Genomic DNA, 24,256 nt, shown 5'->3' on the forward strand with positions numbered 1-24,256 from the left:
ACAAAACGGGGTTCCGACTAAAGTATTGCCGCTCGCGCAGGCTAGAGACTCTCTCCCCTGAAACCTATAATGGACAAGGTTTTCGCGTCACCTTTTCAGCAAGGGCATCTACATTATAAAAGATACCAAATGGATTCTATACAGCTTCATTTATTGTGGCTGGTGGATTTTTCTCGAAATATTTTTTGAGCGTTTCTCTTTGAGACTCTAATTCACTTTTAGGGCGATAGAAGTTGATTTCTTTTAATTTTTCTATTCCGCCCTCTTGATAATCTCGAAGATAAGTTAATAAGGTATTTGGCGAGATTCCTGCTAACTGACAAATTTTTGGGTGCGATATTTTTTGACTCTTTAACCAAAGAACTTCCATCTTAAGTTGAACCTGGGGATGGGGATGATGAAATCTTTCATAATACAGTGAGTTCTTTTCTTCTTCCGTGAATTCTAGGTTAATTATGTTTTCAATGAGTGCTTTGCTTCTAATTATGACCCTTAAACTATATTATTGTCTTTGAGTAAAAAATGCAAGTTATAGCCGTGCAAAGTATAACACCGCTACTCACACCACCTGTTCGGGGACTAGAAGGAATGGCCAACGCTTCAGCAAGGGCAATTGAACCCTCGCCAATTTTGTTGGATGGACCAACATCTGCATAAATCGCATTGACAATCTTGCCGTTTTTACCATTAAAAACCACGGCAAGATCCCCCAGTTTTGCCCCGGCACTGCCACCACTGGGGAGAACAATATAGGGTATCCGAGTAGAACCAACATAGCGACTGGGATCAGTTTTTGCCCTAGTTCCATCCTGTAAAGCTGTCATAGAGACAAAATAACCTTGATAGGGTCTAGAGGGTTGCTCATAAGCTCGATTAGGATTTTGAGGGTCAGGGACAAGAATATTCTTCCATCAAGACGTATTTGGATAACCGGCATTTTTCAGATCATCTAAGCCAATATTGTCTGGGTGATAAGCATTAGGCGCACCATCGGCATCAATACTCATTTTTGATTGATAGAAAAAAGCGGTTTGTCCTGAATTTGCCAAACAGAATGACCGCCAATTTCAAAGAGTTTCGTTCTTGGTTCACAGCTTATGGGAGACGCTTGAATTTCTAAAGTAATCTTTTCACTAGCAACAGAATGATTATCTTGATCAAATCCTCTCGCTTCAATTTGACGTTGGCCGTTGTCAGTAAAACGATAAGGGACTGACCAATTGCCATTAGAAACTAAGCTATTACCGAAGTGCCACTTACTTTAAACGGTCGGCCCATGGGCATTGTTAGAATACGGAACTAAAGATTCGACAGATTGAAACCACGATTTAAAGGATAAATACCCGGTGGCAACCAAAATCCTTCGGTATAGCCATTCTCCCATTGCATAAAAACATGATCGAAGAAATCGAGGTTTTCAGCATGAAGGTCTTTAATTTGCCATTTAGGCCCGTTTATTCCGGTTTCGTGTTTGCCCTGTTGATCATCCCAATAATTCTCTGGGTTGGGAAATTGAGTCCGTTTTGCTCCATCTTTGGTGATGTAATAAATGTGATCCGATTGATCCTGATTATTTCGAGGCCATCTTGCTCCTATTGCCCCACGAGGTGCTAGGTAATCTTTTTTCAAAAAGTAGAGAAAACCGAGACGACGCAGTTTTGTCTCAACGCCTGTAACTTGAACATTATCAATTAAACAGGGGTCTTGGAAAAGTGCTTTGACGGTGGCTAATCCTAACTTTTCAGCCAGATATTTCATCACACAGGAGACAGAATAAGCGCAGGGTGCAAGATGAATACCGTATTGATCTTTTTTTTGTTCAACTAATTCGTTTAGTTTGTTTCGACCTTCCTCCGTTGCTTCCATAAAGGTTTCTTTGGACTGAAGAATGGGCAGTATTCCTTGTTCAAATAGCTTGCATCCTTCTTCTTCACTTAACTTGTGATCGGTTGGCAGAGACTGGGTGTGTTGGAGTTTTTTGTAAGCATCTAAAACCAGACCGTTGTGAATAGTCTTAGTATAATCCATGAGGGGTGAAGGGTCTGCCACATGAATCAGAATGCTAGTTTCTTCTTTATTTTGATTGGTTTGAGTGTGAGCGATAGCGGTAATTTTGCGATCACCAGGATTCGTGAATCCTGAATAAGTAATCGACCAAGAACCATCCGTTTTAACCTGACCACTGCCCAAGGGATATTTGTCATCTGCTTTGAGTTCTACAGTGACTATTCCAGAATTTACTTTGCCTGTAAAAGTAACAGGTTTTAGACATTCAAAGCGAGCATGATTGGTAGGATTGATAATTTGTAGGGAAGTCATGGTATTTCTCCTATGGGATTGTTGAAAAATTTACTGTTAGACGAATTGATCGCCCAATGAAGGATTAAAAGCGATCGCTTCCAGATCGGTACGATAGATACCAACTTTATGAATTTCCTCTGGTAATCGTGGCCAGATGTGGACTTCACTCTCAAAAGTGCGCCAAAATTGCGGGGTAATTCGGAAGACTCGGTTATTAACAAGGGGAAGTCCTGCAAAATGTTCCTGCATTCTGGCATTAACGCGCCGATTTAAGACCTCAAAGACTTTTTTGACCGTAGCAGGATTATCATATCCGTCGTAATGCTTGAAAGTGATTCCTGTTTGATTTTTTAGCTGATTACAGAAGCTTTTAGGTTCTTCGGGTCGTTGAACTTCTTTATAGCCATTAGCAAAAACATCATGAGCAATTGCCTCTAGGTAAAGTTGTTTCTGAGCGACGGGATTTTGAGCATGGAAGAGAATCTTAGCCACCGCCAAAGTTGAGCCAACACAATTGCCAAATGTTCCCCAGCTACCAAAGGCCAATAAATCATCATAAGGTAACACAGAAGTGGCATTCCAAGCCCCATTAAAAAGTCGGCCATCAATGATAACTAATTTACGGCGTTGTTCAGGAGAATAGTTGTTGTACTCTGATAAAAAATGAGTATCTAATTCCGCTTGTTCCTGGTCGTCTTTCTGATAATCATCAATACTACCATTTTGACGACGAGTTAGGATAGCGACCTCGAAATCCCAATTAGTTTCTGATTCCTCTAAACCAACTGCTTGTAATTTTTCAGTCACAAGTTCTCGTGGTGGTCGTCGCCCGTCGTACCACATTTCAGTTTTCTCATTAGAGATGGGGACACGCACTTTAGTTTTAGGAAGAGTTTGAGCGATTCCCATTGCTACTAATTCATCTGCTCCCCAAGTAATTGGCTGTTTGAGATCCGAGAGATTATACTTATCCAGAAGATTGTATAATCTTGTTTGCATTGTTTCTCGCACATCTTTGGATGAATGTTTTTGAGAATCTCCCATCGCACAAACGACAGCTGAGATTTTTCGATTCATCGACTGTAATAGACGGATAGATTGTTCGAGTCTCCACAACTCTTTGTCGTGTCTTTCTTTTGCCCAATCTGGATAAGGAGTTGAATCCGGTTGAGGAGGACCGACACCAACAAAAGATTGGACAATAACCGCTTTTTGAAATTGAGAAATAGTGGGGAGATAATCTTCGGGATATTGTACCAATCGTTCTGCAATAATGAACGCTGTATCCTTGACCCGAAGCAGTGTAATCAGTTGTCTGACTAAAGAATCTGTTTGTCTTCTTGGACTAAGAACGTAAACAGGGCAAATCCGTTCAGAACGGTTGTCTTGTCCATTAGTGGGAATCCCCACTCCATCTCCATCTTGTTCTGTTGGTCGATGATACACCTTAAATTGAGACAGCTTAATATCTTGTAATATCTTGGCCATAGGGTCATTACTTTTAATTTCGACATGGGGAATATAAGCGAACCATTTCGCCATCTCATTAACAGGGGTTGTTAATTCTAATTCCCAGTGGTTATTGGCTGCAGATTTGTAATCATTAATCTCAAGTTCATCTCCTGCTGTCAAGGAAAATTTTTGAGTAAGATCAGTAATCTGACTGCTATCTAGGGTAGATTGTTTGATAACAGTATTGACTAGAGCTTTCAGTTTTTGGGTAGTCATCATCGATTCTCCTTTTTTCAATATGAGAGGATTATCTAGTTTTAAAGCTGGCAAAATTTGAGGACATAATCTAATGAGGAGGTGAGTAATTTTCAGAGAAACAGTCATTAAATTATGAAACACTTGATCAGGGGAAGCCTGATTTATGAAAATGTTATAACAACTTCCCCCTTATTCTTGTTGACAATTCTAGGTTAATGTGGTGTAAATTTCCTCCGATATTTCGGTATCTTTATCGTATTGAAAGTTAATTTCTTGGACTGTTTCTGTCATGGTGAACAGAACATCTTCAATCTCACGGATTAAGGTTTCTAGAGCCGTCTTTTGTGTTAATTCCTCAGCAATCACATGACCGAGAAGTGCCATGACTTTAATCGTCACAGGTAAGACATATTCATAGGTATCTTTAAATCCCGTCATTAATTCCTGATCAAATCGTTCTTCATCCCAGTGAGAATAAATGGTGCCAGGACCATAATCGGTTTCAACAAACATATATTGTAGTTCGGGAATCTTCTTGATCGATTCTGGTTTAAAAGCACCCGTATTTTGATGAAATAAATTCATCCATTGATCCCAACCAAATCCTAATGTATGTCCAATTTCGTGAATAATTGTGCCAGCAGCATCATAATTAGTAAACGTTCCAAGATACTTAGTATTAAACTCGATCTTGCCATAGACAGCATTGTACTCTTTGTAAGGTTTATAGGCTCTGGCAATCACAGAACCAGGACTATAAAATGTTCCTAGTCGGATCACAATATTGTGCTGAGGAATGACAAAACGATTCCAAAAGTTACAGGCCAATTTAGCCGATGCTTTCAGCTTCCCATTTTCATCGTTTAAAATTTGGTAAGTAATCATCGTGCTTCGGTTAATATTGGGGCGAAGGATATTGACATGGGGACTATAAGCAAACCATGTAACCGAACCATTCACAGGAGAAGATAAAACCAATTTCCAATGATTATGATCCACCCTGTCATACTGTTGAATCTCAAGTTTCGATCCAGCTAATAAAGTAAATTTTTGTCTTGGATCGGTTATTTGGGTACTATCAATGGGGTATTTTTTAATGACAGTATTTACCAATGCTTCGATGGCTTGAGTAGTCATAAACTGTTCTTCTCCATTGCCAATAAAATCATTTGATCGCACAATAGTATAAGGTTTATCGGGATAAAAGTTGTTGTTTTCATCCATCTCTCCCCGTACATAAGGAGGAATGGGTGCAACAGCTTCTATGTCACGATGAAAGGTCAGAGTTTCTAATTCAACCCATCCATGATTGCTATTTACTCCTTCAGGTTTAGAGATAGCTGTACCAAGCATTTCAGAGATGGGAAAAAAAGGTTTTTCTCCACCGATCATTCCTTTGACATAAGCACCTTTAGGGATGCGTGCTACCATGTCTCCATGAAGGCTTAAATCATCGAGTTCTAACCATCCCGGTATGCCTTGATTGGGATTGAGTTCTTCAGGAATTGATATCATAATTAAGTCCTCAAATAAGTGATCATAATTATTAAAACTAGGAGGGGATTAGATTGATTTTGCCCTACCTAACAAAAAGTTTAAGTTTCTTTGACTTCTGCGTATTCGTCAAAGACAAAATGAACATCTCGATCGCCTTGACTTTTATCTGGCCATTTCAGCCAATAGTGTCGTTCTTCACGGCGAAAATCTAATACAGGATATTCTCCCAAATCGATATCTATCAAAGTTTCTGGCGGTAAGTCAGATGACTGTAAAGTAGAGGGTTTAAGAATGGTTTTTTGGGTAACTTTTAAGATACCGGGTTGAGATTCTGATGTATCTTGAGCATCCCCAATTAAACCGACTTTAATCGCATCTGCCATTTTTTCAGCATCAAAGAGATTCATATCCGCCTGAGAATCAACAAAACAACATTCAATTAAAATGGCTGGCATTGAGGTATGTTTAAGGACAAAGAATTGAGCATTTTTGACTCCTCGGTTTTTAAAGCCAAGCTTAATGATTTCAGTGAGAACCGATTGAGCTATCGCTTTCCCTGTATTACTGATTGCAAAAATCTCCGTTCCAATTGGCTTATCTGTACGAAAAGCTTTCCCATCAGCTTTATTAAAGTGAATAGAAACAAAAGTATCCACTTGATTGGCATTAGCTTTATTGACTCGTTTTTGCAGAGACTCTGTGTGGCTTGCTGCTTGACTCGGTGTACAATTAATAACGCTGTGACCTGCGGCGGATAATTTCTTGATCAACCTAGTTCCTACATCTTTCGCCAACTCATCTTCCTTTTTAAATCCAACTGCACCGGTATCTGAAGGGGGGCAATTGTGTCCGATATCAATGCCAAATTTCATGATTAGACTCCTGATTTTAATTAAACTGAATTAAATCAATCTTGTGATTTAGGAAGATGCCACTCGATAGCCCAATAGACGATATTTCGTACTTCCTAAAAATCCATCTTTAGGGTAGTGAGAAGATATAACAGAATTAGATTGATTGCCTCCAAAAACTTCCACTGTGTCAGTGTTTTCTCCTAAATAAAAGCCCACATGACCACCAATCGTACCGTTAGACATTCGGCGTTCAAAAACAACAACACAGCCATTTTGAGGGGTTGGCAGTGATTTTCCCCAAGTTAGCCAACTTTTCGCCCAAGCACTATCCGTTCCCGCATATCCCGCTTTTTCCATACACCAATTAACAAAGGCACTACACCAAGCTGTTTCGTCACTAGATGCGTCAGGTTCGGGTAAATTTGTACTTTTTAAATACTCGACAATTCGAGGATTAGCCTGTGATCCTGCAATTTCTCGAATGCCTTTTTCCCCTAAAGCAATGGTAAACCAGGGAAAATCTTCCAACTCTAAACCTAGTGGCTCTAGATATTTACGAGAAGCATATCCCTTTAAATTGCCGTTAATTTGTTGGATATTCAGCCAGTATGCTTCTGAATTATTATCTTGAATCTCAACAATTTCATCCCGTTTTAACGTACCGAGAATGGTAGAATTTTCTAAGGAAGGAATATCTCGAACATTTAACCCATTAGCCGTCACCCGATAACGTTTTTTCTCTGATTGAGTTGGTTCTAGAAACTTCATAGAAACCCAACCATTAAGATTCGGTAAAGTGACTTTCATCCAAGTTCTTTGATCTTGATCGGCTTGTTTAGGCGCATCAGGGATAACTTGATTTTTCTCTAGAGAACCGATAACTGTGGAACTGATTGAAGGTTCGCGACGAACATTCAAGCTCTGGGCTGTCACTCGATAAAATTTGACTTCATTTTCTTCTAGTTCAACCGGACCGATAGGAACACTTTGATCTTTAAGATACTCAAGAGTGAGTTTTGATGAGTTGTTTGTCCCTAGCCAAGCATGAACTTCTCGCGTCACGCCGCCTAAAAACTCTTGAGATCCAGGGCCGGTTTCATATCCTGCAACTACCACCACATAGCGGTTATTGGCACTAATTAAAAATTTAGTCCCTGGTTCTGGTTTTTCCTGACCACTTGCCCACATCATGGTCATCAACCACATTTCTTCTTCTACAGTTGGCTTAAGATTGCCTACAGATCCTTGACCGGGATGGCCTCCTTCAGAGGGAGTCCAAACTTTATGCCAAGAGCTTTGATACAAAGTGTTAAAATTAACATTTTCCTGATATTTTTGATAGAGCGTGAGGGATCTTCTCAAGTGTTCTTCAATTTTCTCTGTTTGTGAACTGGGAAAATTAGGGTTGGGGTTGTTAGGAAAATGATCTTGAACCGTCGCATAATGACTTTCTTCAACAAATTTTCCCGACAGGGGTAAAGTAACCGTTCTTTGCCAAGTTCCGCCTGGACTTCGATGACGGATCACTTTGGTTTCAACCTGATAACGAATTCTGGGAAGCGAAGACATGATGGTAATTCCTCCTAAATTTTTGATAATCCCTTAGTAGCCAGATAAATCCCTTATGGGGGCTGACTACTAGGATCGGTAGCAGTTTAAAGGCTAATTCGGAAGACACTTAAATCCGCATGATTAGCGTAATATTGCGCCCGTGCCAGGACATCAGAACCGTAGTCATTGCCTGTTGTCCCAATATCCATCCCTTCTTTTGTCTGGACATTACGAAGTCCTGAATTATAGGCAACTGCTGCGCCTTTAATGACGTAACGATCTTCCCAATTAGGATGTTTTTGTTGGACTTGTTGGAGGCAATTAGCAAAAATGCCCGTCGCTTGTTCAATGTGTTCTAAACTCTTAGGATCGGGTAATCCTTCAATGGAATGGGAGCGTTTGTCCACTTGCATAATGCCAAAACCATAACATTGACCTCCGTGGCAATCTCCCCATCCTTGAGCATTTAAAATATTGCCCCCGCGTGATTCTCGACTGGTAATAGCCGCCAATAAAGCCGCTGGAACACCGAATTTAGCCGCAGCAGTACAGAAACAATCGGCCATGGCTTTTACCCGTTGTAGGTCAGTTTGTGCCATTTTGTGGGAAGATTGCACCCCTGCTGACAGTCCATCCTGAGAAGCCGTCGCTGCGGACGCACCTATTGTCGGGGCTTGCATTAAGGCTTTATCCCAACGGCTGGCCGGTGGTGGATCGAGGTTAATATCAACGTAATGGGCGGCCACATAGCCTTGTTGATTGTTGTAATCAATTTTTAACCAATCTGTGCGCCCAAAGTCATATTCACTGCCAGAAACTTCTTCTAGTACTTTGAAGGTTGTTCCTGTGCTTAAGGTGAATAAAATGTTTGAATTGGTATTGGGTTGGCTTCTGACGTTAAGGGTACTCGATACCCGATGATTCACTCGTCCTTCAGCACTCTCAATTTCCAGGACTTGAGGAGGATTGTCCGCATCAAATTTATCAATGTAGTAGGCGGCGGCATATCCCGTTTGTCCCCCGTGTCGGATTTGATACCATTGGGTTTGATGATTAGGAGGATAAGGAGAACCTGTCACGCCTTGCAGAATGGTACAGGTAGCACCGGGGCTTAATTCAAAGAGAATGGAGGCGGTTGTGGATGCCTGACTGCGAACATTTAGGACAGTCTGTACATGATTATTAACTCGGCCTTTTGCCAGATTACTGGGTTCTTCGGGTTTCTCGGCGACATCAATATAAACTGCCGCCGCAAATCCTATTTTTTCGTCTTTGTAAATTTTGTACCATTGATTTTGGTCACGGGAATAGGTATCTCCTGTGACTTTTTCTAAGACAATACAAGTTTCCCCAAAGCGTAAGGTAAACTGCACAGGTGCGGATAATTTGGCATCATTTCTGACATTAAGACTCGTAGTAACTTGAGCATTAACTGTGCCGATATCGCCATCGGGTGGGGGTGTTTGTCCGACTAAAGGTGCATGATCTAAAATATCCGTGGGATCTAATAAGTCAGAGCGACGTTGATAAGGACGATTTCCGGCTTGTGTTAATGCACCATTTTGAGTTCCTTGATACATTTCTAAGTGCAACATTGAACTGCCAGAATGAAGACGACCAACATAGGCAATCACTTGACCTTTTGATACTCTTGCTCCCACTTGAATGCCACGAGGAAGCATCTGTCCAATTTCACAATAACGAACAATTATTCCGTTATCATGCTTCACTTCTATAGCATTCGTTCCCGAGAAAAAAGCATAGGGACCGACGATAACTTTCCCATCTGCCATTGCTAAAATTTCTGTTCCTTTTGGTGCGATTAAGTCACAACCTGCGTGTTTTCGACCACCGGGACGATCTGCACCGAATTGCCGTCCGCCGTCCTTATAGCTTAAACTGGGTCTTTGACGAAGTGGAAAGATAAAGTAAGACATAATTTCTATCCCTGAAATTACAAGTTTTAACAACAGACAAGGAGACTTAACTGAATGGCATTTATTCAGCCGCAGCCCCTAAGAAAATCTCACTGACACGGCCTTGATCAAAGGTAAAAATTAATCCTCCATAGATTGAACCTGCAATAAAAGTTTGATCAGGTATTGACATCTCTTGATCTTTTTCTTTGGCATAGGCAAGGCTAACCTCCTCTATTGAACTACCAATTTTTATGCCTCGTTTGGTTGGAAGTATTGAAGGGGAAACTAATTTAATAAAGGCAATATTTTGCTGTCCTTTTTCATTTTCTGATGCCATGCTGAGGGTAATACCTTGATTAGAATAATACCAATATTGATGATAAAGTGCATCTCCTCCCCAAAATTCTACTTGTCCTTTTTGTGTAGGATTTCCGAGTAATTGAATAACTTGTTGAGCAGAAAGATCAAGTTTTAGTTCCCCTAAGCTTTCCTCTCTCATCAAAGCAAAAGGATCGGATTCTAGGTTATCCGTTATCAATAAATTTTGTATGATTTTGACATAGCTTTCTTCGCTTAATTGAGATAGGAGATGGGGGCTATTAATGGGAAGAACAGCCAGACTTAAACTAACTGAAATAATACTTCTCATCAAGTTTTTCATAGCATCCATCCCCATTTAGTGTTTATGTAAGTAAAGTGAAAGCGACATTTTTGAGGCAGCGAAGTGCTAAACAGAGACTATTTCTTTCTTTCTCAAAGCACCAAGCTCTTTCTCAAGAATCATTTGAATTTCGCGAATAGCAGGTTCATAGGGTGGATTAATATTCAGGTCTGTCCAGCGATTTTTAACACTTTCATGTAAATTGCTAACATCCCCTTCAAACTGACGAGGTGCTGTTCCCGCTACATTAAATGGCCATTTTGACGTATTATCAAAAGGCGCACTACAATTGGGATGAACTTCATGTTGAATATAACTTTTATCTAAGGCCAAACCCAAGGCTTCGACTTGTTCCATCATCCACAATAAAGCTCCATCGGATAGGCCAGATTCTTTCTGAGAACCTCCACCAACACAACCATGACCCCCTGGAAACCAAACCTGAACCACTTGTTCTTTTTGTTGTCTGATGTGGGTAGAATGGGGACGGATTAGTGTTACATCAAATACTTTACGAATTTCATCAATGGCAACTGCATGAAACGCCTTTTCAATTGTAGGATTGATGGTCGAATCATAAAAGCGATAACGTTCGTTGAACTTTTCATCCAAGTGCAGAGAATGAACGATATCAGGGATACCTAAAGAAGCAACCGTATCCCAACAGCATAAGGCTTTAATGGGAACTCGTCGTCCATACTGATTACGGAAATCAATGGCATTTTTACCGTTAGGTGCGTTATTTGGGTCTTGTTTTTCTCGGTAAATTTCGTAGGCTTTGGGGATTTGTCGGATAAATTCTCGATACAACAAACCACAATTATAAATTAACCCAGCTAAACAGCGTACAGTGTAAGCTCCCCGACTAAACCCAAAGAGATAAATTTCATCTTCAGGTTGATAGTTTAAGCACAGAAAACGATAGGCATCCTCAATCTTATGATCCATGCCAATGCCTAAAGCACCTCCAGCAATTTTAATTAAAGTATCAGTTACCTCGGCATTAGATTGTTTTGTCCCAATCCCTTCGTCATAGTAGATGATTTGACGGATGGGGTTGCCCTTACTATCATCAAGTGGTGTGATAGCTTGCACCATTTTGACAACATTGGTAGGATAACCTTGTCCTAAATCTTGCCAAGTTCCATCACAACAAACAATAAGACGGCTTTTCATAGCGATGAACCTCCTAGGTTTCTTAAAACTCGCCAGTTTATGGAATATTTGAGGATTCTAGTGAATCATGACTCAAAATTATCGAGATTTTCCTTAAGGTAAAATTTCCGCAAGACTCAACCAAGACAAAGGAAGTTCTAACTCTGTTCGGAAGTGATATATAGCGGTTCTCGCATCTGCGAGGCACACTTTAACCTTTGTTGATTAAGCTTTTCAGGATTGATAATGTACCTCTTGTGAACAGGAAACGCTATAGATGAGTTAGATAGCTGGCGTGACTAGGTAAAATTAGATGCGGTATTTATACTTACTACTTTAGATCGTCTATCAGAACTTGCTGCCCTAAAGACGGCAAATTAATACATTTCTTTAGATTTATGTATATAAGTTTACAGAATATTGTTGAGCTATTTATTAATAAAAAAAGTTGAGTTTGATTGCCAACCATCTTAATACCTAAGCTCGCCAACCTGAAGTTTAGCTGATTCTCGATCGCAATTTTAGCCCACCCTAGCACTGCGCTCTTTTCCTTGGGAGGATTTTTACCAAGAAAAATGATCTGTCTGCCTGAGAACAGGCTATAGTGATCATCAAACCCTCAGTGAAAAACTTCCCGTGTCTTCAGTATTCCGTCTTCGTCCCTATTTTTCCCCCGCTCTGCAGCGTCGAGTCATCAAAACTCTCGCGGCAAAAAAAAACCGTCAACTCTTGACATGGGCGGCAGCTTGTGCTAGTTTTTTGATCCTCTGGGCGTGGAATTGGCAGTTAGTTTTGGCCACTTTAACCGGGGTGGGGGCGATGATCGGAGTTTACCATCTCCAGGGTCAAAACTGGCGCTCGCTGTGGCTGTGGGGGCGTGCTTTTTTCAGTGCCGATAGCGGTAAGTTAACTTTAGCGGTAGTCTGTGGCGGTTTGGGCAGTTTAGCCACCTATCTCGCTCTGGCAATTTGGACTTATGCCGAAAATCGCTGGTTGGCCCTGGCCTCAATTTTGCAAGGATTTGGCACGGTTTTGACTTTAATCCTGCTAGGATGGCATTTTCTCGACCATCGCGGTCAAAATGAGTCAAAAAACTTTGATCGCTGGTTAGAAAAATTAACAGTCAATGATCCCTTAATGCGCTTAATGGCAGTCCGACGTTTAAGTGAAATGCAACTTTCCCCCAGTCGTCGAGAACAATGCCAAGAATACTTCCGTTATCTTCTCTCGCGAGAAACCGATACGCAAGTGCGATCGGCTTTACTCGATAATTTTGCCAGCAAAGAAGCAACCAAACCGCAACCTCTACAAATGCCGCTATCGGTGAGAAAATCCGTCCTCAAATCAGTGAACAGTAAACAGTAATCAGTGAACTGAAAACTCACATCTGATACTAAATCCGTTAAGTATAGGCTACTTATGAGGAGAGGCAAAAGGGAGAATAAATAATCAGTTTTTAATAACCGGATTTAGTATGATAACTGATAACTGATAACTGAATGCTACCCCACCATGAAGATAACTGCTATAGTTAAAGCTAAGACTAAATGCTGACTGCTAGAGGCTGAAGACGATATTTTTTTACACCAAAGTTAACTCGCGCTCCTCGATATTTTGGAACATCAGCGTACTCAGATAACGTTCCCCGAAACTAGGCTGAATCACCACAATTAATTTACCCTCATTTTCCGGTCGTTGGGCCAATTGAATCGCCGCACAAAGATTGGCACCGGAAGAAATCCCTGAAAGCAAACCTTCTTCTTTTGCCAGACGACGACCAAATTGAAAAGCTTCCTCATCACTGACAGTAATTACCTCATCAATCAGATCTGTGCGTAAAACTTCCGGAATAAAACCCGCACCGATACCTTGAATTTTATGGGGACCGGGATTACCACCAGAAATCACTGGACTATTGAAAGGTTCCACCGCGACTACTTGAAAACTAGGTTTACGGGGTTTAATTGCCTCAGCGACTCCCGTAATCGTGCCTCCAGTACCCACACCTGCAACAATAAAATCTACCTGTCCCTCCGTATCTTGCCAAATTTCCTCAGCAGTGGTGAGACGGTGAATTTCCGGGTTAGAAGGGTTGCGAAATTGTTGCAACATATAAGCGCTGGGGATACTATCAACGATTTCCTGAGCGCGTAAAATTGCCCCTTTCATACCTTGGGAACCGGGGGTAAGTTCTAGGGTAGCACCGTAGGCTTTTAACATCGCCCGGCGCTCTAAACTCATCGTTTCCGGCATAGTTAAAATTAAGCGATAACCCTTAGCTGCCGCAGTCATCGCTAGGGCAATTCCCGTATTGCCAGAAGTGGGTTCCACTAAAACCGTGGTTTCTGGATTGATTAAACCCGCTTTTTCGGCGCTATTAATCATGTGAGTGCCAATCCGGTCTTTGACGGAAGCAGCGGGATTCATCCCTTCTAATTTCATCACAATTCGGCCAAGACAGCCCTCCGCTTGGGGAATCCGATTCAATTGTACTAAAGGTGTGCGGCCAACCAATTCGGTAACATCGTGAGCGATACGCATGATATTTTCTCGGTCTAGGTGATTCGTGTGCTTAGTTATAGCGGTAAGCTCTGTGCTTTAGCGTTTGAGAATTTCCTCACTAGCCAAGGAGGCGCTATATAGCTCACTTATAGCAAAGGCCAGCCCTAGATCGGCAAAATTTCCGTTTTCCTTTGTTTCTTCACCCAGTCCGAGTTGATTCCCAGAAACAGGCAAAACTACTATGACCGAATAAGATTGCTTTTTTCCAAAAGCTTATACTTGTATTAAAATAACTATAGATTAAGTTACTAAAGTCAGAATTACGGTCATGACCATTCAATCTAATCTAGCTATATTGAAAGAACAACACATAGAAATTAAGGGCTATTTGATCGATAGGTTAAAAGCACGTCATCTAGAATGGATTGTAGAACATCTTGATGATCCTGTAGCGGCGGAATTGTTCCAGATTATCATACAAGAACGAAATGATAGAGCCAAAGTTAATTCAAATCAGTCGTTGCAAATATCCAGACACGAGGGCAAAATTGAACAGTTAGGAAAAAGTAATCAGAATTTATACAACGAGAATGTTGAGCTTAAACAAGAAGTCAGTTATTGGCAAGAAAAAGTTAATGAATTGCTACAAAAATTAGAGCAGTTACGTCAAGATTTATTAGACTTTGATCAATCTGAGATTTATCGTTTAGGTCAATGGTTAAAGGCTAGTCTATCTAAAACTGCCCGGGAACGTCAACAGGCTTTACTGGAAAAGGAATTAGTTCATAAAGACAGTTATAATCTAGCGGTGAGCGATCTAAAAAATACTATTCAGCAACAACAGGATGGGATTACACAAATAAAAGAGCGAGCAATCTCTACAGTTGAATCTCTGGAAAAAACTAATGATAAACTACGAAGACAACTGGGGGATATTAAAAAATATATTATTAATAACTATGGCGATAAAAAGTGGCAAGAAATCACTCGTTACTTTGCAGATGACCAGGAACTGAAGCAATGAATTTACTAAAAGAAATGAGCTATCGCCAATGGCAAAAAAGAAATAGTGAAGTATTTCATGGTCTTTCCCCAGAGCAACAAAGACAAGCGAGAAAAAAGGGCTATTATAATATCGGCTGGGGAAAGGTTAAAAGCTCTTGGGAGCTTCTTCAGGATTTTAAAAATAATACTTATAAAGTTGTCAGTTTATTTGAGCATGAATTAAATAAGGGAAGTCTTGTCAAAGCCATTGATTTAGCAATTATTGAGTCTGAAAATGCCAAAAAAATGTCTGAGGAAGGAAAACAAGAGTTAGAAAAAATCTCTAAAAATTTGCATGAAATAGCAGATAAAGCTTTGGCTAAATATCCTTTATTATGATTATTCTGTACTGCCATGACTAAAATATCAAAATCAAAGTTGTCTCAATTATATAGCTCCGATGAAATTGCAGAAATCTGGAATGCTAATCAACATCTAGCAGTTATCAAACATCCCCAAAAAGGATTAATTAGTCCGAATCAATATCGAACAATGGCCAAAGAAAAACCCTGTCCTTTTTGTGGCAAAAAGATGAAACATGGCGAAGAATTTAAAACTTCTTCTCAGTCAGAAGCGGTCAAAAGGGGTTACGAATATAATAATTCTCAAGGGGAAAAAGTTATTAATCAAATCAATCAGATATTTTTTCATCCCAATTATGTCACTATCGATCATATAATTAATAAAGCCCGCTGTCCCGAAAAAATGTTTGATTTTGACAACTTACAACTGGTCTGCTGGCAGTGTAACCAAGCAAAAAGTGATGATAATGCCTATGAACTTCGTCACACTTATGAGTATTTATCTAGCCTAGTCGATGAAACAGCACTTCGTTATCCTCTTCTTGAAAAGACCAATGACTTAGCAGAGTTTAACAAATTTTAATTTTAATAAACTTTAATTAAGTTTATAATCTGATTAAATAGCCTTCAACTCTAATCGAAAACTCATAGTAAAATTCCACTATAATTGAATTGAGCTAATCTGCGTCAAAATGAATAACTTGTTTGCTTTTGCCTTAGGTCTAAAAGAGACAATTTACACCTATCATTACGTCGCACTTTAGCAAAGGCGAATTTAAAGTCAGGCTAAATTTTTGTGAAATTTTCTTGACTATTATGACAAAAGATGCTAGTTTTTCAGATAATTATCAGTAGTTTTTGGTGAAATTATCACAAATTACTGGCAAGTTTAATTATTAAAAGAGGTTGAGCGCCCAGGGACAAATTCAAAACCTAGCTGCTAACAACCGAAAAAGTTGAGTTAGTATGAGGGGAGATACCCTCTGAGGAGTTGCACTAATTATATGGACATCAAATTAATCTTGTTGGCATTGACGGCCCTATTCACCGTCTCTTGTCTCTTTTTCGGCACCCGCAACGGTTTTTACGATAGCGATAACTACGATGGCAATGGTTCCGCTCACTAACCAGTCATCATGATCAGGGTTGCCATGGTTCAACGCTCTACTGCCGTCTGGGGGTCAAAATCCCTTTTATCCTGTTTACCTTTTGGTGTCGGTCACGCATCAGAAGGGGTTTGTCTCCTACTGAAAATCGGTCCCTATCGCATACTTTTAGATTGCGGTTTGGCCGATATGCAACCCCTGACCCAAAACAAAAAACCCCCCGTGGATCTGGTGTTCTGTAGTCATGCCCACAGCGATCACATCCGTGGGTTAATGGCTCTCCATCAGACCTATCCCCAATTGCCAGTTTATGCCAGTGAGGTGACAGTACAACTGCTGCCCCTACAATGGCCGGATGCTGCCGAGGAAATCGGCAGTTTCTGTCAGGGTTGGCCATGGCGATCGCCGATCGCTCTCTTTGATGATCTCACCGTCGAGATTTTTCCAGCTGGCCACCTCCCTGGGGCCGCCGTGGTTCTATTCACCTACAAAACCCCCAAACGCACCTATAAAGTCCTCTATACCGGCGATTTTTCCCTGTCTAATTTTCAACTGGTGGAAGGATTATCGATCGATCTGCTGCGGGGAGTATCCCCCGATGTGCTGATTATTGAAGGCAGTTACGGCACAGAACGCCATCCCCACCGACGACAGCAGGAAAAACAGTTGATGAATCGCATCTATCAGGCGATCGCTGAGGGGCAAAATGTTTTACTACCCGTCCCCGCTTTGGGATTGGGTCAGGAAATTTTAAAATTACTGCGGTCGCACCACCAATTCACAGGCCGCGACATTGATATCTGGGTTGGGGGCAAGATCGCTAAAGCTTGCGATGCTTACCTAGAAATTTTACCACAATTTCCCGCATCTGTCCAGAATTTTGCCAAACATCAGCCCTTATTTTGGGATGAGCGCATCTGTCCCCGGTTGCGAAGGTTGCCAGAAAAACCGACACCTCTAGGGGGAACCACTCCGATAATTCTACTAATCGATCGCCTAGAGGAGGTGAGTAAATATCTGCAAGGGGATAAACCTTGGTTAATGTTAGCTCCCCAACACCTGCACGATATCAACCTGGAGAATCCCCGATTAAAAGCGGCACAGCGTTCGCGATTAATTAGCCAAGAAACCTATCTACTGGCCGAACATAGCGATAGTCGCAACACCACCCAACTGATCCATAACCTGCGACCACAGCATATCATGTTCGTCCATGGCTCGCCCCTATATCTAGCGGATTTGACCAGTTTAGAAGAATTACAAAGCCGTTATCAACTCCATTCTCCGGCCGTGGGAACTCTGGTGGAATTGCCTATTGGCGATCGCTTTATGCAACCGACACCCCCGGCCCCCAGTTACTATGAGGGAGAATTAAATGAATCGGATTTGATCGTCACTATCACCTTACCAGAGCCGATCACCCGGGATCCCCGGTGGAGTAATTTCGCCGATACGGGACTGGTGGAAGCGCGCTGGCAAGGGGAAGAATTATTATTGCGGGGAGTCTCCCAACGGGAATTATTAAGCGAGAGTCCCAATCGCATCACCAAAGCTTTAGAGGAGATGGATTGCTGTCGTGTCTGTGTCCACTACAAAAGTCAGCGCTGTTGGAATCCCGCTTCTCCCCTCTACGGTTTTAAAGTGGTTGCCGAAGGCTATTGTCCCGTTTTTGAAGCCAATATATAGGGTTTGCTGAAAAAATCTGAAACTGGCTCTCAAAGGGGAAGTCCAGTCAAAACTTCTACTGTTTCTCCCGCTTGTATAGTAGTTTTACCCTGGGGAATTATGGCTAAAGCATTAGTACCCGCTAAATTAATTAAATTAGCCGAATTGTGTTGTCCGGAAGCGAGTTGAAATTGATAAACTCCCTCGATAATTTCTATTTTTCCCCAGAGATAAACTTCTCTTTGTCCCTTAGATTTGAGAGTATCGCGGGTGACAACTCGCAGAAATTTGTTCTGATATTCTGTCAATCCCGATAATTTTTTAATGGCCATTTGCACGAAGCGCCAACAGCAAACTAAAGCAGAGACGGGATTACCGGGGATACCAAAGTAAATACAACCGTTAGGAAAAGTAGCAAAGGTTAGGGGTTTACCCGGTTGAATAGCAACGCTGCCAATCAGAATTTTTCCCCCTAATTCCCCTAAAATTACCTCGATATAATCGTAATCTCCTACGGAAACACCGCCGGTGGAAAGGACGATAGCACTAGAATTAATTGCTTTTCTGATCGTTTCTCTGAGAAGATCGGGATTATCTTTGATTATACCTAAGGATCTGGGAATTGCCCCTAAACTGGCGACAAATGCGGTTAAAGCGTAGCGATTCGAGTCAATAATTTGACCTTTTTGGAGGGTTTCATCGGGATTAATTAATTCATCTCCCGTGGAGAAAATTGCCACTTGGGGACGGGAAAACACTGTTAATTCGGTAGCTTGTGCCGTGGCTAAAACCGCTATTTCTGGGGAATTAAGGGCAATACCAGCTTTTAATAAGGTATTTCCCGCTCGATAGAATGTGCCGCGTTGACGCACGAAAAGACCTATTTTTTCGGGAGGGATAAGAATCGCCACTCGCTCGCCTTTTTTGTCAGTATTTTCCTGCATAATAATCGTATCACTGCCGGCGGGTAACATTGCTCCTGTAAATATTCGGGCTGTTTCTCCGGGTTGAATAATTTTTTCGGGGACTTTGCCGGCGGGAATTTCGGCGATAATCTTTAAAGTAACGGGATTTTCTGGATTAGTGTCTTTGACATCTTCGTAGCGGACAGCATAGCCATCCATAGCAGAATTATCCCAATAGGGAAAGTCTAAATCACTGCTGATATCTTCGGCTAAAATGCGCCCAAAAGCTGCCTCTAGAGAAACTTTTTCTGTTTCTTGTCGGGGTTGAATTTGAGTTAAAATTATAGATTCTGCTTCTTTGACTGAGTACATGGATTTAAAAAAATGAACCGATTAGCTAGATTAAGGGTGGAAGATATACAAGCTTGGGTCGGGGAAGTGCATTTATCGGATCTGAAGGGTCAGACTCCCTATTATATACCGGTTTTGAACCAAGTTAATACCGAGGTTTTCGCTCTCCAGATTCACTGTCTTGAGGGGGAGATTTTGTCTTGGGGAGATGAAACTGTAACTTTTCCTTTGATGAGTGTGATTAAACCTTTTTTGTTATTATATCTTTTAACTCATTTAGGGGAAGATGCTGTTTTTCGTCGCGTGGGAAAAGAAGCTTCTAGTTATCCTTTTAATTCCTTAACTCAACTGCAAGAGGATCGCGGTTTTCCCCGTAATCCTATGATTAACAGTGGCGCGATCGCCTTGACGGATTTATTAGCAGGAGAAACGCCAGAATCTCGCTGTGAAAATTTGCTTTTATGGTTAAATGAAATGGGTAATTGTCAATTATTTCTCGATCACTCTGTGCTTGAGTCTGTTCACTCCTATCCTAAGGCACACAATCAAGCTTTAAGCTTAGAATTAGAAAAAAATGGTTATATTAGTCATCGTTATTTAGCCCTAGAAACCTACAATCGAATCTGTTGTTTATCTGGAAAAATTGCCGATCTTGCTAATTTAGGTAAGTTGATTTTAGCTGCTCCTTTTGGTGAAATTATTCTAGAAATTATGACTAATTGTGGACTCTACGAAGCTTCCCAACAATTCGCCCTTGAGGTGGGTTTTCCCACTAAATCGGGAGTCAGTGGGGCGTTATTATCAATTGTACCGGAACAGGGCGTTATTGCTTGTTATAGTCCGCTGTTAAATGAGCAAGGTAATTCAATTTTAGGACTTAATTTACTAACACATATAAGTCATTTTGTCAAGTAAATTTAATCTATGAAAATAAGCTTTAATTCCTCAAAAAAATACCGATACTTTTTCTGATTTTTCTTGCCAAGTACCGTGAAAACTGGGAGGGATAAAGTTGATTTTGTCAAGGATTGTTAAGATGCGCTTACCCTGATAATTCCAGTGATCAATTGGCTATCCTGATCATCTCTGGTGATTTTCCCGCAGCATAAATATCCCAAATTGTCCTATAAGCTTTTTCTAAATTGCGGGTAAAACGAAGGGTATCAAATAACGGATAAGTAAGACGATTTTGTGCTAGTTTCTGTTTAATTTCCTGCAATTTATCAGGAGATTTTGCTAAATTAATCGCTAAATTTTTATACTCCTCTAAATTCTTAGTAATTAATTCAGGTAGGCCAATAGCTGTCAGTAAACTAGCACCAACACGGGAAGGAAAAGTTGTACCTGGACAAGTTATAATCGGTAAACCTGCCCATAAAGCATCACTCCCAGTAGTATGAGCATTATAGTATAAAGTATCAAGAAATAAATCAGCTAGTTGATGTCGCGCCAAATGTTCCGGCTTAGGTTCGAGATGGGCAAAAATTAAGCGATCACCCTCAATTCCTCGCGCTTGTGCTTCCCGACGTAGATTTGCTTCAGCTTCAGCTACTCTCGAAAATAACCATAACACACTACCGGGAACATTAGCCAAAATTTGCATCCATACAGTGAATATTTGCGGCTCAATTTTATAGGTATGGTTGAAACAACAAAAGACAAAACCCGATTCAGGAAGACCATACTGGGAACGAGTAACAGGTTTAGATGATATAATTTGTTGATAATCATTAGCCTGATAACTATCCGGTAAAATTACTAATTTTTCAGTAAAATTATCAGCAGATTCCGGTGGGGTAACTATGGCATCACTAATAATATAGTCGATAAAATCTGCTCCCATTGTCCCCGGATAAACCAAATAATTAACTTGAATCGGTGCAGGTTTTAAAGCCAATATTTGCGTCCGCGCCTTATCAATATACCCCATCAAATCAACTAAAATATGCACCCCATCATTAAAAATCCGTTGTGCAGATTCCGTAATTGATAAAGTAGCAATATCATAAAAGCGATCGCAATCATTAGCAATGCGACGACGATATTCACTACCATCATCAGGACCATAGGAATAGGCAATTATTTCAAAGTTATTGCGATCATGTAAACCAAAGACACTTTGCATCAAATGACTGGTGGGATGGTTACGAAAATCATGGCATAAATAACCTATTTTTAATCGTCCAGATCGGGTGCGGGAATGGTTAAAGTTGAGGGATTTAGTCCCTAAGGCTAATTGTCTTTTAACCTCTTGAGCATAGTTACAAGCTACTTTCAACTGTTGACTAGCAGACCAAGGTTTATATAAGGCATCAAAGGGAGTTACTGCGGTAGATTTTCCCTCTTGTAACTGTTTTTCGGTTAATTGCCAAAGTTGGATTAAATCAGCTTCTCTTGTGTTCCAATTACAAGTCATTTCCTTCATAGAAAATAAGCAAGCAAAAGCCTCTAATGAATTAGGTTGAATGGCTAAAGCTTGCTTAAATACGCTCATAGCTGCTTCTACTTTGTCCTGTCTTCCTAAAGCTAAAGCCAAACTATTATAAGCTTTAATGTATTTAGGATTAAGCTTAATTGCTGCTTGAAAATAAGCGATCGCTTCTTCAGTCTTTCCCTGTAGTTGTAACACATTGCCTAAATTAAAGTGTGCTTCTGAATAATTAGGGTTTTTCCTGATTGCTTCTTGAAACTTGACCCCGGCATCCCCTAACTTATCCTGCATTTGTAAGACTAAACCTAAATTATTATCAGCAAAAGCATAGTTTTGATTGCCACAAATGGCTTTGTTAAAGCAAATAATCGCCTCGTCTAAATTTCCCTTGCTAACTGCTATTATTCCTAAATTATTGTGAGCTTCTGCATAATTAGGATTAATCAATAAAGCTTGCTTATAAGCCAAAATAGCTTGATTAATTTGTCCTAAACTATCCATGATCACCCCCAACTGATGCCAAGCAGGTGCATATTGGGGAGATTGATTAATTAATTGTTGATAGAGAGCGATCGCTTCTTCAAGCTTAACCTGTTTTTGCAAGGTGTATGCTTGCTGATAAAGGGTATCTGCTGGCGAAGTATCAAGCTGATTATTTGCTATATTTCCTCCAACTAAAGGAGAAATAGGATCGAGAGTAATAATTTTACTGATGTCATCATTTTGGAATCCTAAAGCTTGGGGACGTTTAACTCCTTCTAAGATTTGTATATCATAAAGTTCGGTAACTTCACCTTCTAAGCGTATCCAGTGAATAACTTCACCTGTTTTCAAATCAATAATTAGCAGACCACAGCGAGGTTCTGCTTCTTTAGCCATTAAATTATCATCTAAGATTAACCCCGAAAAAGTCTTATCTCCCCCACGACTTTTAGATAATCCAACAATGGCATAATTTCCGACAAATGCTAAACCACGCAGAAAACCAGGACAAAAAGTAACAGGCTCAAAAATGCCTTTGTCTTGATCAATATAACCAAAGTAACCCGTACCCGCATTTAATAACCATAACTTACCCTGATAAAATCGGGGAGAATGAGGCATAGATAAACCAGTAGCAATCACTTCATTAGACTGAATATCAATGACACAACCGCCAGTTTGTCTTCTATCTCTCCACCCATCCACCACATCTGATTGACTACAAGCGGTAACATAACGCGCCTTCCCATCTACCAAAGCTAAACCATTGAGATGACAACGATCTTCATTGACTAAAGCGGAAATAAACGATGGTTTCCATAGGGGAATACAACTATGGCGATCGCTGACTGTTGCCAGACAATTTAACATGGTACTGATAAATATAATTCTTTCAGATAGATTTTCTATTGCCAAATCGTGAATATCTAAATCCCCAGTAGTATAACTAATGCGGGGGATATAAAGTTTATCGTAACCATCATAAAGCTGTTCGGATAATAGCACATTATCTAGTTGCCAGATTTGATAGCGGGAACTAAGATAAATCCTTTCTGGGGTAGCATATAAACCCATGGCGCGGTCAAATATCCGCTCAAATCCCGACATCCCCCTTTGAGGGTTAACTCCTAAAAACATCAGTCGAGAACTTTGATAGGTAGTAAAAGCCAGACTAATCTGCTGAGACTCTAACCAATCAATGAAGTTACGGGAAGCAATTATTTCTACGGGGATAGATTGATTAGTATTGGGAGTTGATAGTTGTGTATTCATCGGTTGTCTAGTCCAAATCTACAGCAAATTTTATTTTATATATATCGTAGGGTATGAAGCGCGATAGCGTAACGCACCGATTTAATAATAGAGTTGGTGCGTTACGGCGGCTTGTTAATTTTGGTTTTTTGACGGAATTGATAGCTGCCTAACGGACAGAAAACGGGTTTCTAAATAGAAAGAAAACGGGTTTCTAAATAGTTTCTTGAAGAAACCCTTTTTCTAGGTGACTTAGAAGGAGAGCTTAGACACTTAAACAAAGAAATTACCCACCGGAATGTTCCCTAAAGCTGGTAAAGTGCCAGTAAATCCAGTGATATTTACTAATAAATCATTGCTGGATTGGAAGCCAGCCGTGCTATCATTAATAATTAGATAAGTTCCGGCTATTGCACCAGTTGTTACTTGCACTAAGGCAGCACTATTAACCCCTAATCCTTGATTACCTGTAATCGCTCCATTGGCATCAGTAAATACCTGATTGACTAAATTCTGTAAAGTGGTGACAGTGCTATTAGCAGCGCGACTGAAACTACTAGGCGCATTC

General features: G+C 40.6%; 21 protein-coding genes and 1 pseudogene. 7 read left to right on the forward strand and 15 right to left on the reverse strand.

The genetic code is table 11. From position 1 onward, the window contains the following. Nucleotides 1–139: 139 nt before the first annotated feature. The 11 genes and pseudogenes from IM479_RS08635 to IM479_RS08685 form a co-directional block, all read right to left on the reverse strand. Nucleotides 140–457: pseudogene (locus IM479_RS08635) on the reverse strand (helix-turn-helix domain-containing protein); the annotation flags it as partial. Between the two features lie 40 nt (nucleotides 458–497). Then, nucleotides 498–824, reverse strand: coding sequence for a glycoside hydrolase family 75 protein (locus tag IM479_RS08640; protein WP_287672331.1), 327 nt, complete (start codon nucleotides 822–824; stop codon nucleotides 498–500). Nucleotides 825–911: 87 nt separating this feature from the next. Beyond that, nucleotides 912–1,049 carry a hypothetical protein gene (locus tag IM479_RS08645; RefSeq protein WP_287686036.1) on the reverse strand — a complete coding sequence of 46 codons (138 nt, stop codon included), beginning with the start codon at nucleotides 1,047–1,049 and terminating at the stop codon, nucleotides 912–914. Between the two features lie 250 nt (nucleotides 1,050–1,299). Beyond that, a complete protein-coding gene (locus IM479_RS08650; RefSeq protein ID WP_287686037.1) occupies nucleotides 1,300–2,319 on the reverse strand; it encodes a hypothetical protein in 1,020 nt (339 codons plus the stop codon). Nucleotides 2,320–2,355: 36 nt separating this feature from the next. Continuing rightward, on the reverse strand, nucleotides 2,356–4,137 hold the full coding sequence (locus IM479_RS08655) for a DUF4127 family protein (RefSeq protein WP_287699361.1): 1,782 nt from the start codon (nucleotides 4,135–4,137) through the stop codon (nucleotides 2,356–2,358). A gap of 81 nt (nucleotides 4,138–4,218) precedes the next feature. Beyond that, nucleotides 4,219–5,526 carry a leishmanolysin-related zinc metalloendopeptidase gene (locus tag IM479_RS08660; protein ID WP_287686039.1) on the reverse strand — a complete coding sequence of 436 codons (1,308 nt, stop codon included), beginning with the start codon at nucleotides 5,524–5,526 and terminating at the stop codon, nucleotides 4,219–4,221. A gap of 80 nt (nucleotides 5,527–5,606) precedes the next feature. Continuing rightward, a complete protein-coding gene (locus tag IM479_RS08665) occupies nucleotides 5,607–6,380 on the reverse strand; it encodes an N-acetylmuramoyl-L-alanine amidase (protein ID WP_287686040.1) in 774 nt (257 codons plus the stop codon). 48 nt (nucleotides 6,381–6,428) lie between these two features. Continuing rightward, entirely contained in the window at nucleotides 6,429–7,931 is a 1,503-nt protein-coding gene (locus tag IM479_RS08670) for a TIGR02594 family protein (protein WP_287686041.1), read from the reverse strand. A gap of 86 nt (nucleotides 7,932–8,017) precedes the next feature. Further along, on the reverse strand, nucleotides 8,018–9,850 hold the full coding sequence (locus IM479_RS08675) for an SH3 domain-containing protein (RefSeq protein ID WP_287686042.1): 1,833 nt from the start codon (nucleotides 9,848–9,850) through the stop codon (nucleotides 8,018–8,020). 61 nt (nucleotides 9,851–9,911) lie between these two features. After that, nucleotides 9,912–10,502, reverse strand: a complete 591-nt coding sequence (locus tag IM479_RS08680) for a hypothetical protein (protein WP_287686043.1) — start codon at nucleotides 10,500–10,502, stop codon at nucleotides 9,912–9,914. 57 nt (nucleotides 10,503–10,559) lie between these two features. Continuing rightward, complete coding sequence (locus IM479_RS08685; RefSeq protein ID WP_287686044.1) at nucleotides 10,560–11,669, reverse strand: T6SS phospholipase effector Tle1-like catalytic domain-containing protein; 1,110 nt, start codon at nucleotides 11,667–11,669, stop codon at nucleotides 10,560–10,562. Nucleotides 11,670–12,284: 615 nt separating this feature from the next. Here IM479_RS08685 and IM479_RS08690 point away from each other — a divergent pair. Further along, a complete protein-coding gene (locus IM479_RS08690; RefSeq protein ID WP_287079457.1) occupies nucleotides 12,285–13,013 on the forward strand; it encodes a hypothetical protein in 729 nt (242 codons plus the stop codon). A 216-nt stretch (nucleotides 13,014–13,229) separates the two neighbouring features. On the opposite strand, the gene cysK is transcribed toward IM479_RS08690, so the two are convergent. After that, on the reverse strand, nucleotides 13,230–14,189 hold the full coding sequence (gene cysK / locus IM479_RS08695; RefSeq protein ID WP_286825478.1) for a cysteine synthase A: 960 nt from the start codon (nucleotides 14,187–14,189) through the stop codon (nucleotides 13,230–13,232). A 289-nt stretch (nucleotides 14,190–14,478) separates the two neighbouring features. Here cysK and IM479_RS08700 point away from each other — a divergent pair, with 289 nt between their 5' ends. The 5 genes from IM479_RS08700 to IM479_RS08720 all read left to right on the forward strand — a co-directional run bounded on the left by IM479_RS08700 (nucleotide 14,479) and on the right by IM479_RS08720 (nucleotide 18,288). Next, on the forward strand, nucleotides 14,479–15,174 hold the full coding sequence (locus IM479_RS08700) for a hypothetical protein (protein ID WP_287077275.1): 696 nt from the start codon (nucleotides 14,479–14,481) through the stop codon (nucleotides 15,172–15,174). Beyond that, entirely contained in the window at nucleotides 15,171–15,533 is a 363-nt protein-coding gene (locus tag IM479_RS08705) for a hypothetical protein (RefSeq protein WP_286825476.1), read from the forward strand. Before IM479_RS08700 ends, IM479_RS08705 begins: the two co-directional genes overlap by 4 nt. Nucleotides 15,534–15,548: 15 nt before the next feature. Continuing rightward, nucleotides 15,549–16,079 (forward strand): HNH endonuclease, encoded by a 531-nt coding sequence (locus IM479_RS08710; RefSeq protein WP_287709237.1) that lies wholly within the window; start codon nucleotides 15,549–15,551, stop codon nucleotides 16,077–16,079. Nucleotides 16,080–16,500: 421 nt separating this feature from the next. Further along, complete coding sequence (locus tag IM479_RS08715) at nucleotides 16,501–16,623, forward strand: DUF8629 family protein (protein WP_287686046.1); 123 nt, start codon at nucleotides 16,501–16,503, stop codon at nucleotides 16,621–16,623. Nucleotides 16,624–16,647: 24 nt separating this feature from the next. Further along, the gene (locus IM479_RS08720; RefSeq protein ID WP_287686047.1) at nucleotides 16,648–18,288 is read left to right on the forward strand and encodes an MBL fold metallo-hydrolase; all 1,641 of its coding nucleotides are present in this window, start codon (nucleotides 16,648–16,650) and stop codon (nucleotides 18,286–18,288) included. 29 nt (nucleotides 18,289–18,317) lie between these two features. Here the strand turns inward: IM479_RS08720 and IM479_RS08725 are convergent, their stop codons facing one another. Further along, nucleotides 18,318–19,544: a molybdopterin molybdotransferase MoeA gene (locus tag IM479_RS08725; RefSeq protein ID WP_287686048.1), complete on the reverse strand. Its 1,227-nt coding sequence runs from the start codon at nucleotides 19,542–19,544 to the stop codon at nucleotides 18,318–18,320. Nucleotides 19,545–19,556: 12 nt separating this feature from the next. On the opposite strand from IM479_RS08725, the gene IM479_RS08730 reads away from it, so the two are divergent. Continuing rightward, a complete protein-coding gene (locus IM479_RS08730) occupies nucleotides 19,557–20,438 on the forward strand; it encodes a glutaminase (RefSeq protein ID WP_286825472.1) in 882 nt (293 codons plus the stop codon). A 148-nt stretch (nucleotides 20,439–20,586) separates the two neighbouring features. On the opposite strand, the gene IM479_RS08735 is transcribed toward IM479_RS08730, so the two are convergent. Beyond that, nucleotides 20,587–23,709: a TIGR03032 family protein gene (locus IM479_RS08735; RefSeq protein WP_287686049.1), complete on the reverse strand. Its 3,123-nt coding sequence runs from the start codon at nucleotides 23,707–23,709 to the stop codon at nucleotides 20,587–20,589. 252 nt (nucleotides 23,710–23,961) lie between these two features. Next, nucleotides 23,962–24,256 (reverse strand): bluetail domain-containing putative surface protein (locus IM479_RS08740; protein ID WP_287686050.1); only part of this gene is annotated, 295 nt, incomplete at its 5' end.

Origin of the sequence: Microcystis sp. M165S2, assembly GCF_020245885.1 — a bacterium.
GTDB lineage: Bacteria > Cyanobacteriota > Cyanobacteriia > Cyanobacteriales > Microcystaceae > Microcystis.

Coding starts and splice junctions, on each gene's coding strand:
- IM479_RS08650 (WP_287686037.1), bottom strand. CDS start 2,319: ATGACTTCCCTACAAATTATCAATCCTACCAATCATGCTCGCTTTGAA.
- IM479_RS08660 (WP_287686039.1), bottom strand. CDS start 5,526: ATGATATCAATTCCTGAAGAACTCAATCCCAATCAAGGCATACCGGGA.
- IM479_RS08640 (WP_287672331.1), bottom strand. CDS start 824: ATGACAGCTTTACAGGATGGAACTAGGGCAAAAACTGATCCCAGTCGC.
- IM479_RS08655 (WP_287699361.1), bottom strand. CDS start 4,137: ATGACTGTTTCTCTGAAAATTACTCACCTCCTCATTAGATTATGTCCT.
- IM479_RS08700 (WP_287077275.1), top strand. CDS start 14,479: ATGACCATTCAATCTAATCTAGCTATATTGAAAGAACAACACATAGAA.
- IM479_RS08720 (WP_287686047.1), top strand. CDS start 16,648: ATGGTTCAACGCTCTACTGCCGTCTGGGGGTCAAAATCCCTTTTATCC.
- IM479_RS08730 (WP_286825472.1), top strand. CDS start 19,557: ATGAACCGATTAGCTAGATTAAGGGTGGAAGATATACAAGCTTGGGTC.
- IM479_RS08725 (WP_287686048.1), bottom strand. CDS start 19,544: ATGTACTCAGTCAAAGAAGCAGAATCTATAATTTTAACTCAAATTCAA.
- IM479_RS08670 (WP_287686041.1), bottom strand. CDS start 7,931: ATGTCTTCGCTTCCCAGAATTCGTTATCAGGTTGAAACCAAAGTGATC.
- IM479_RS08685 (WP_287686044.1), bottom strand. CDS start 11,669: ATGAAAAGCCGTCTTATTGTTTGTTGTGATGGAACTTGGCAAGATTTA.
- IM479_RS08665 (WP_287686040.1), bottom strand. CDS start 6,380: ATGAAATTTGGCATTGATATCGGACACAATTGCCCCCCTTCAGATACC.
- IM479_RS08710 (WP_287709237.1), top strand. CDS start 15,549: ATGACTAAAATATCAAAATCAAAGTTGTCTCAATTATATAGCTCCGAT.
- IM479_RS08675 (WP_287686042.1), bottom strand. CDS start 9,850: ATGTCTTACTTTATCTTTCCACTTCGTCAAAGACCCAGTTTAAGCTAT.
- IM479_RS08735 (WP_287686049.1), bottom strand. CDS start 23,709: ATGAATACACAACTATCAACTCCCAATACTAATCAATCTATCCCCGTA.
- IM479_RS08680 (WP_287686043.1), bottom strand. CDS start 10,502: ATGGATGCTATGAAAAACTTGATGAGAAGTATTATTTCAGTTAGTTTA.
- IM479_RS08715 (WP_287686046.1), top strand. CDS start 16,501: ATGGACATCAAATTAATCTTGTTGGCATTGACGGCCCTATTCACCGTC.
- IM479_RS08705 (WP_286825476.1), top strand. CDS start 15,171: ATGAATTTACTAAAAGAAATGAGCTATCGCCAATGGCAAAAAAGAAAT.
- cysK (WP_286825478.1), bottom strand. CDS start 14,189: ATGCGTATCGCTCACGATGTTACCGAATTGGTTGGCCGCACACCTTTA.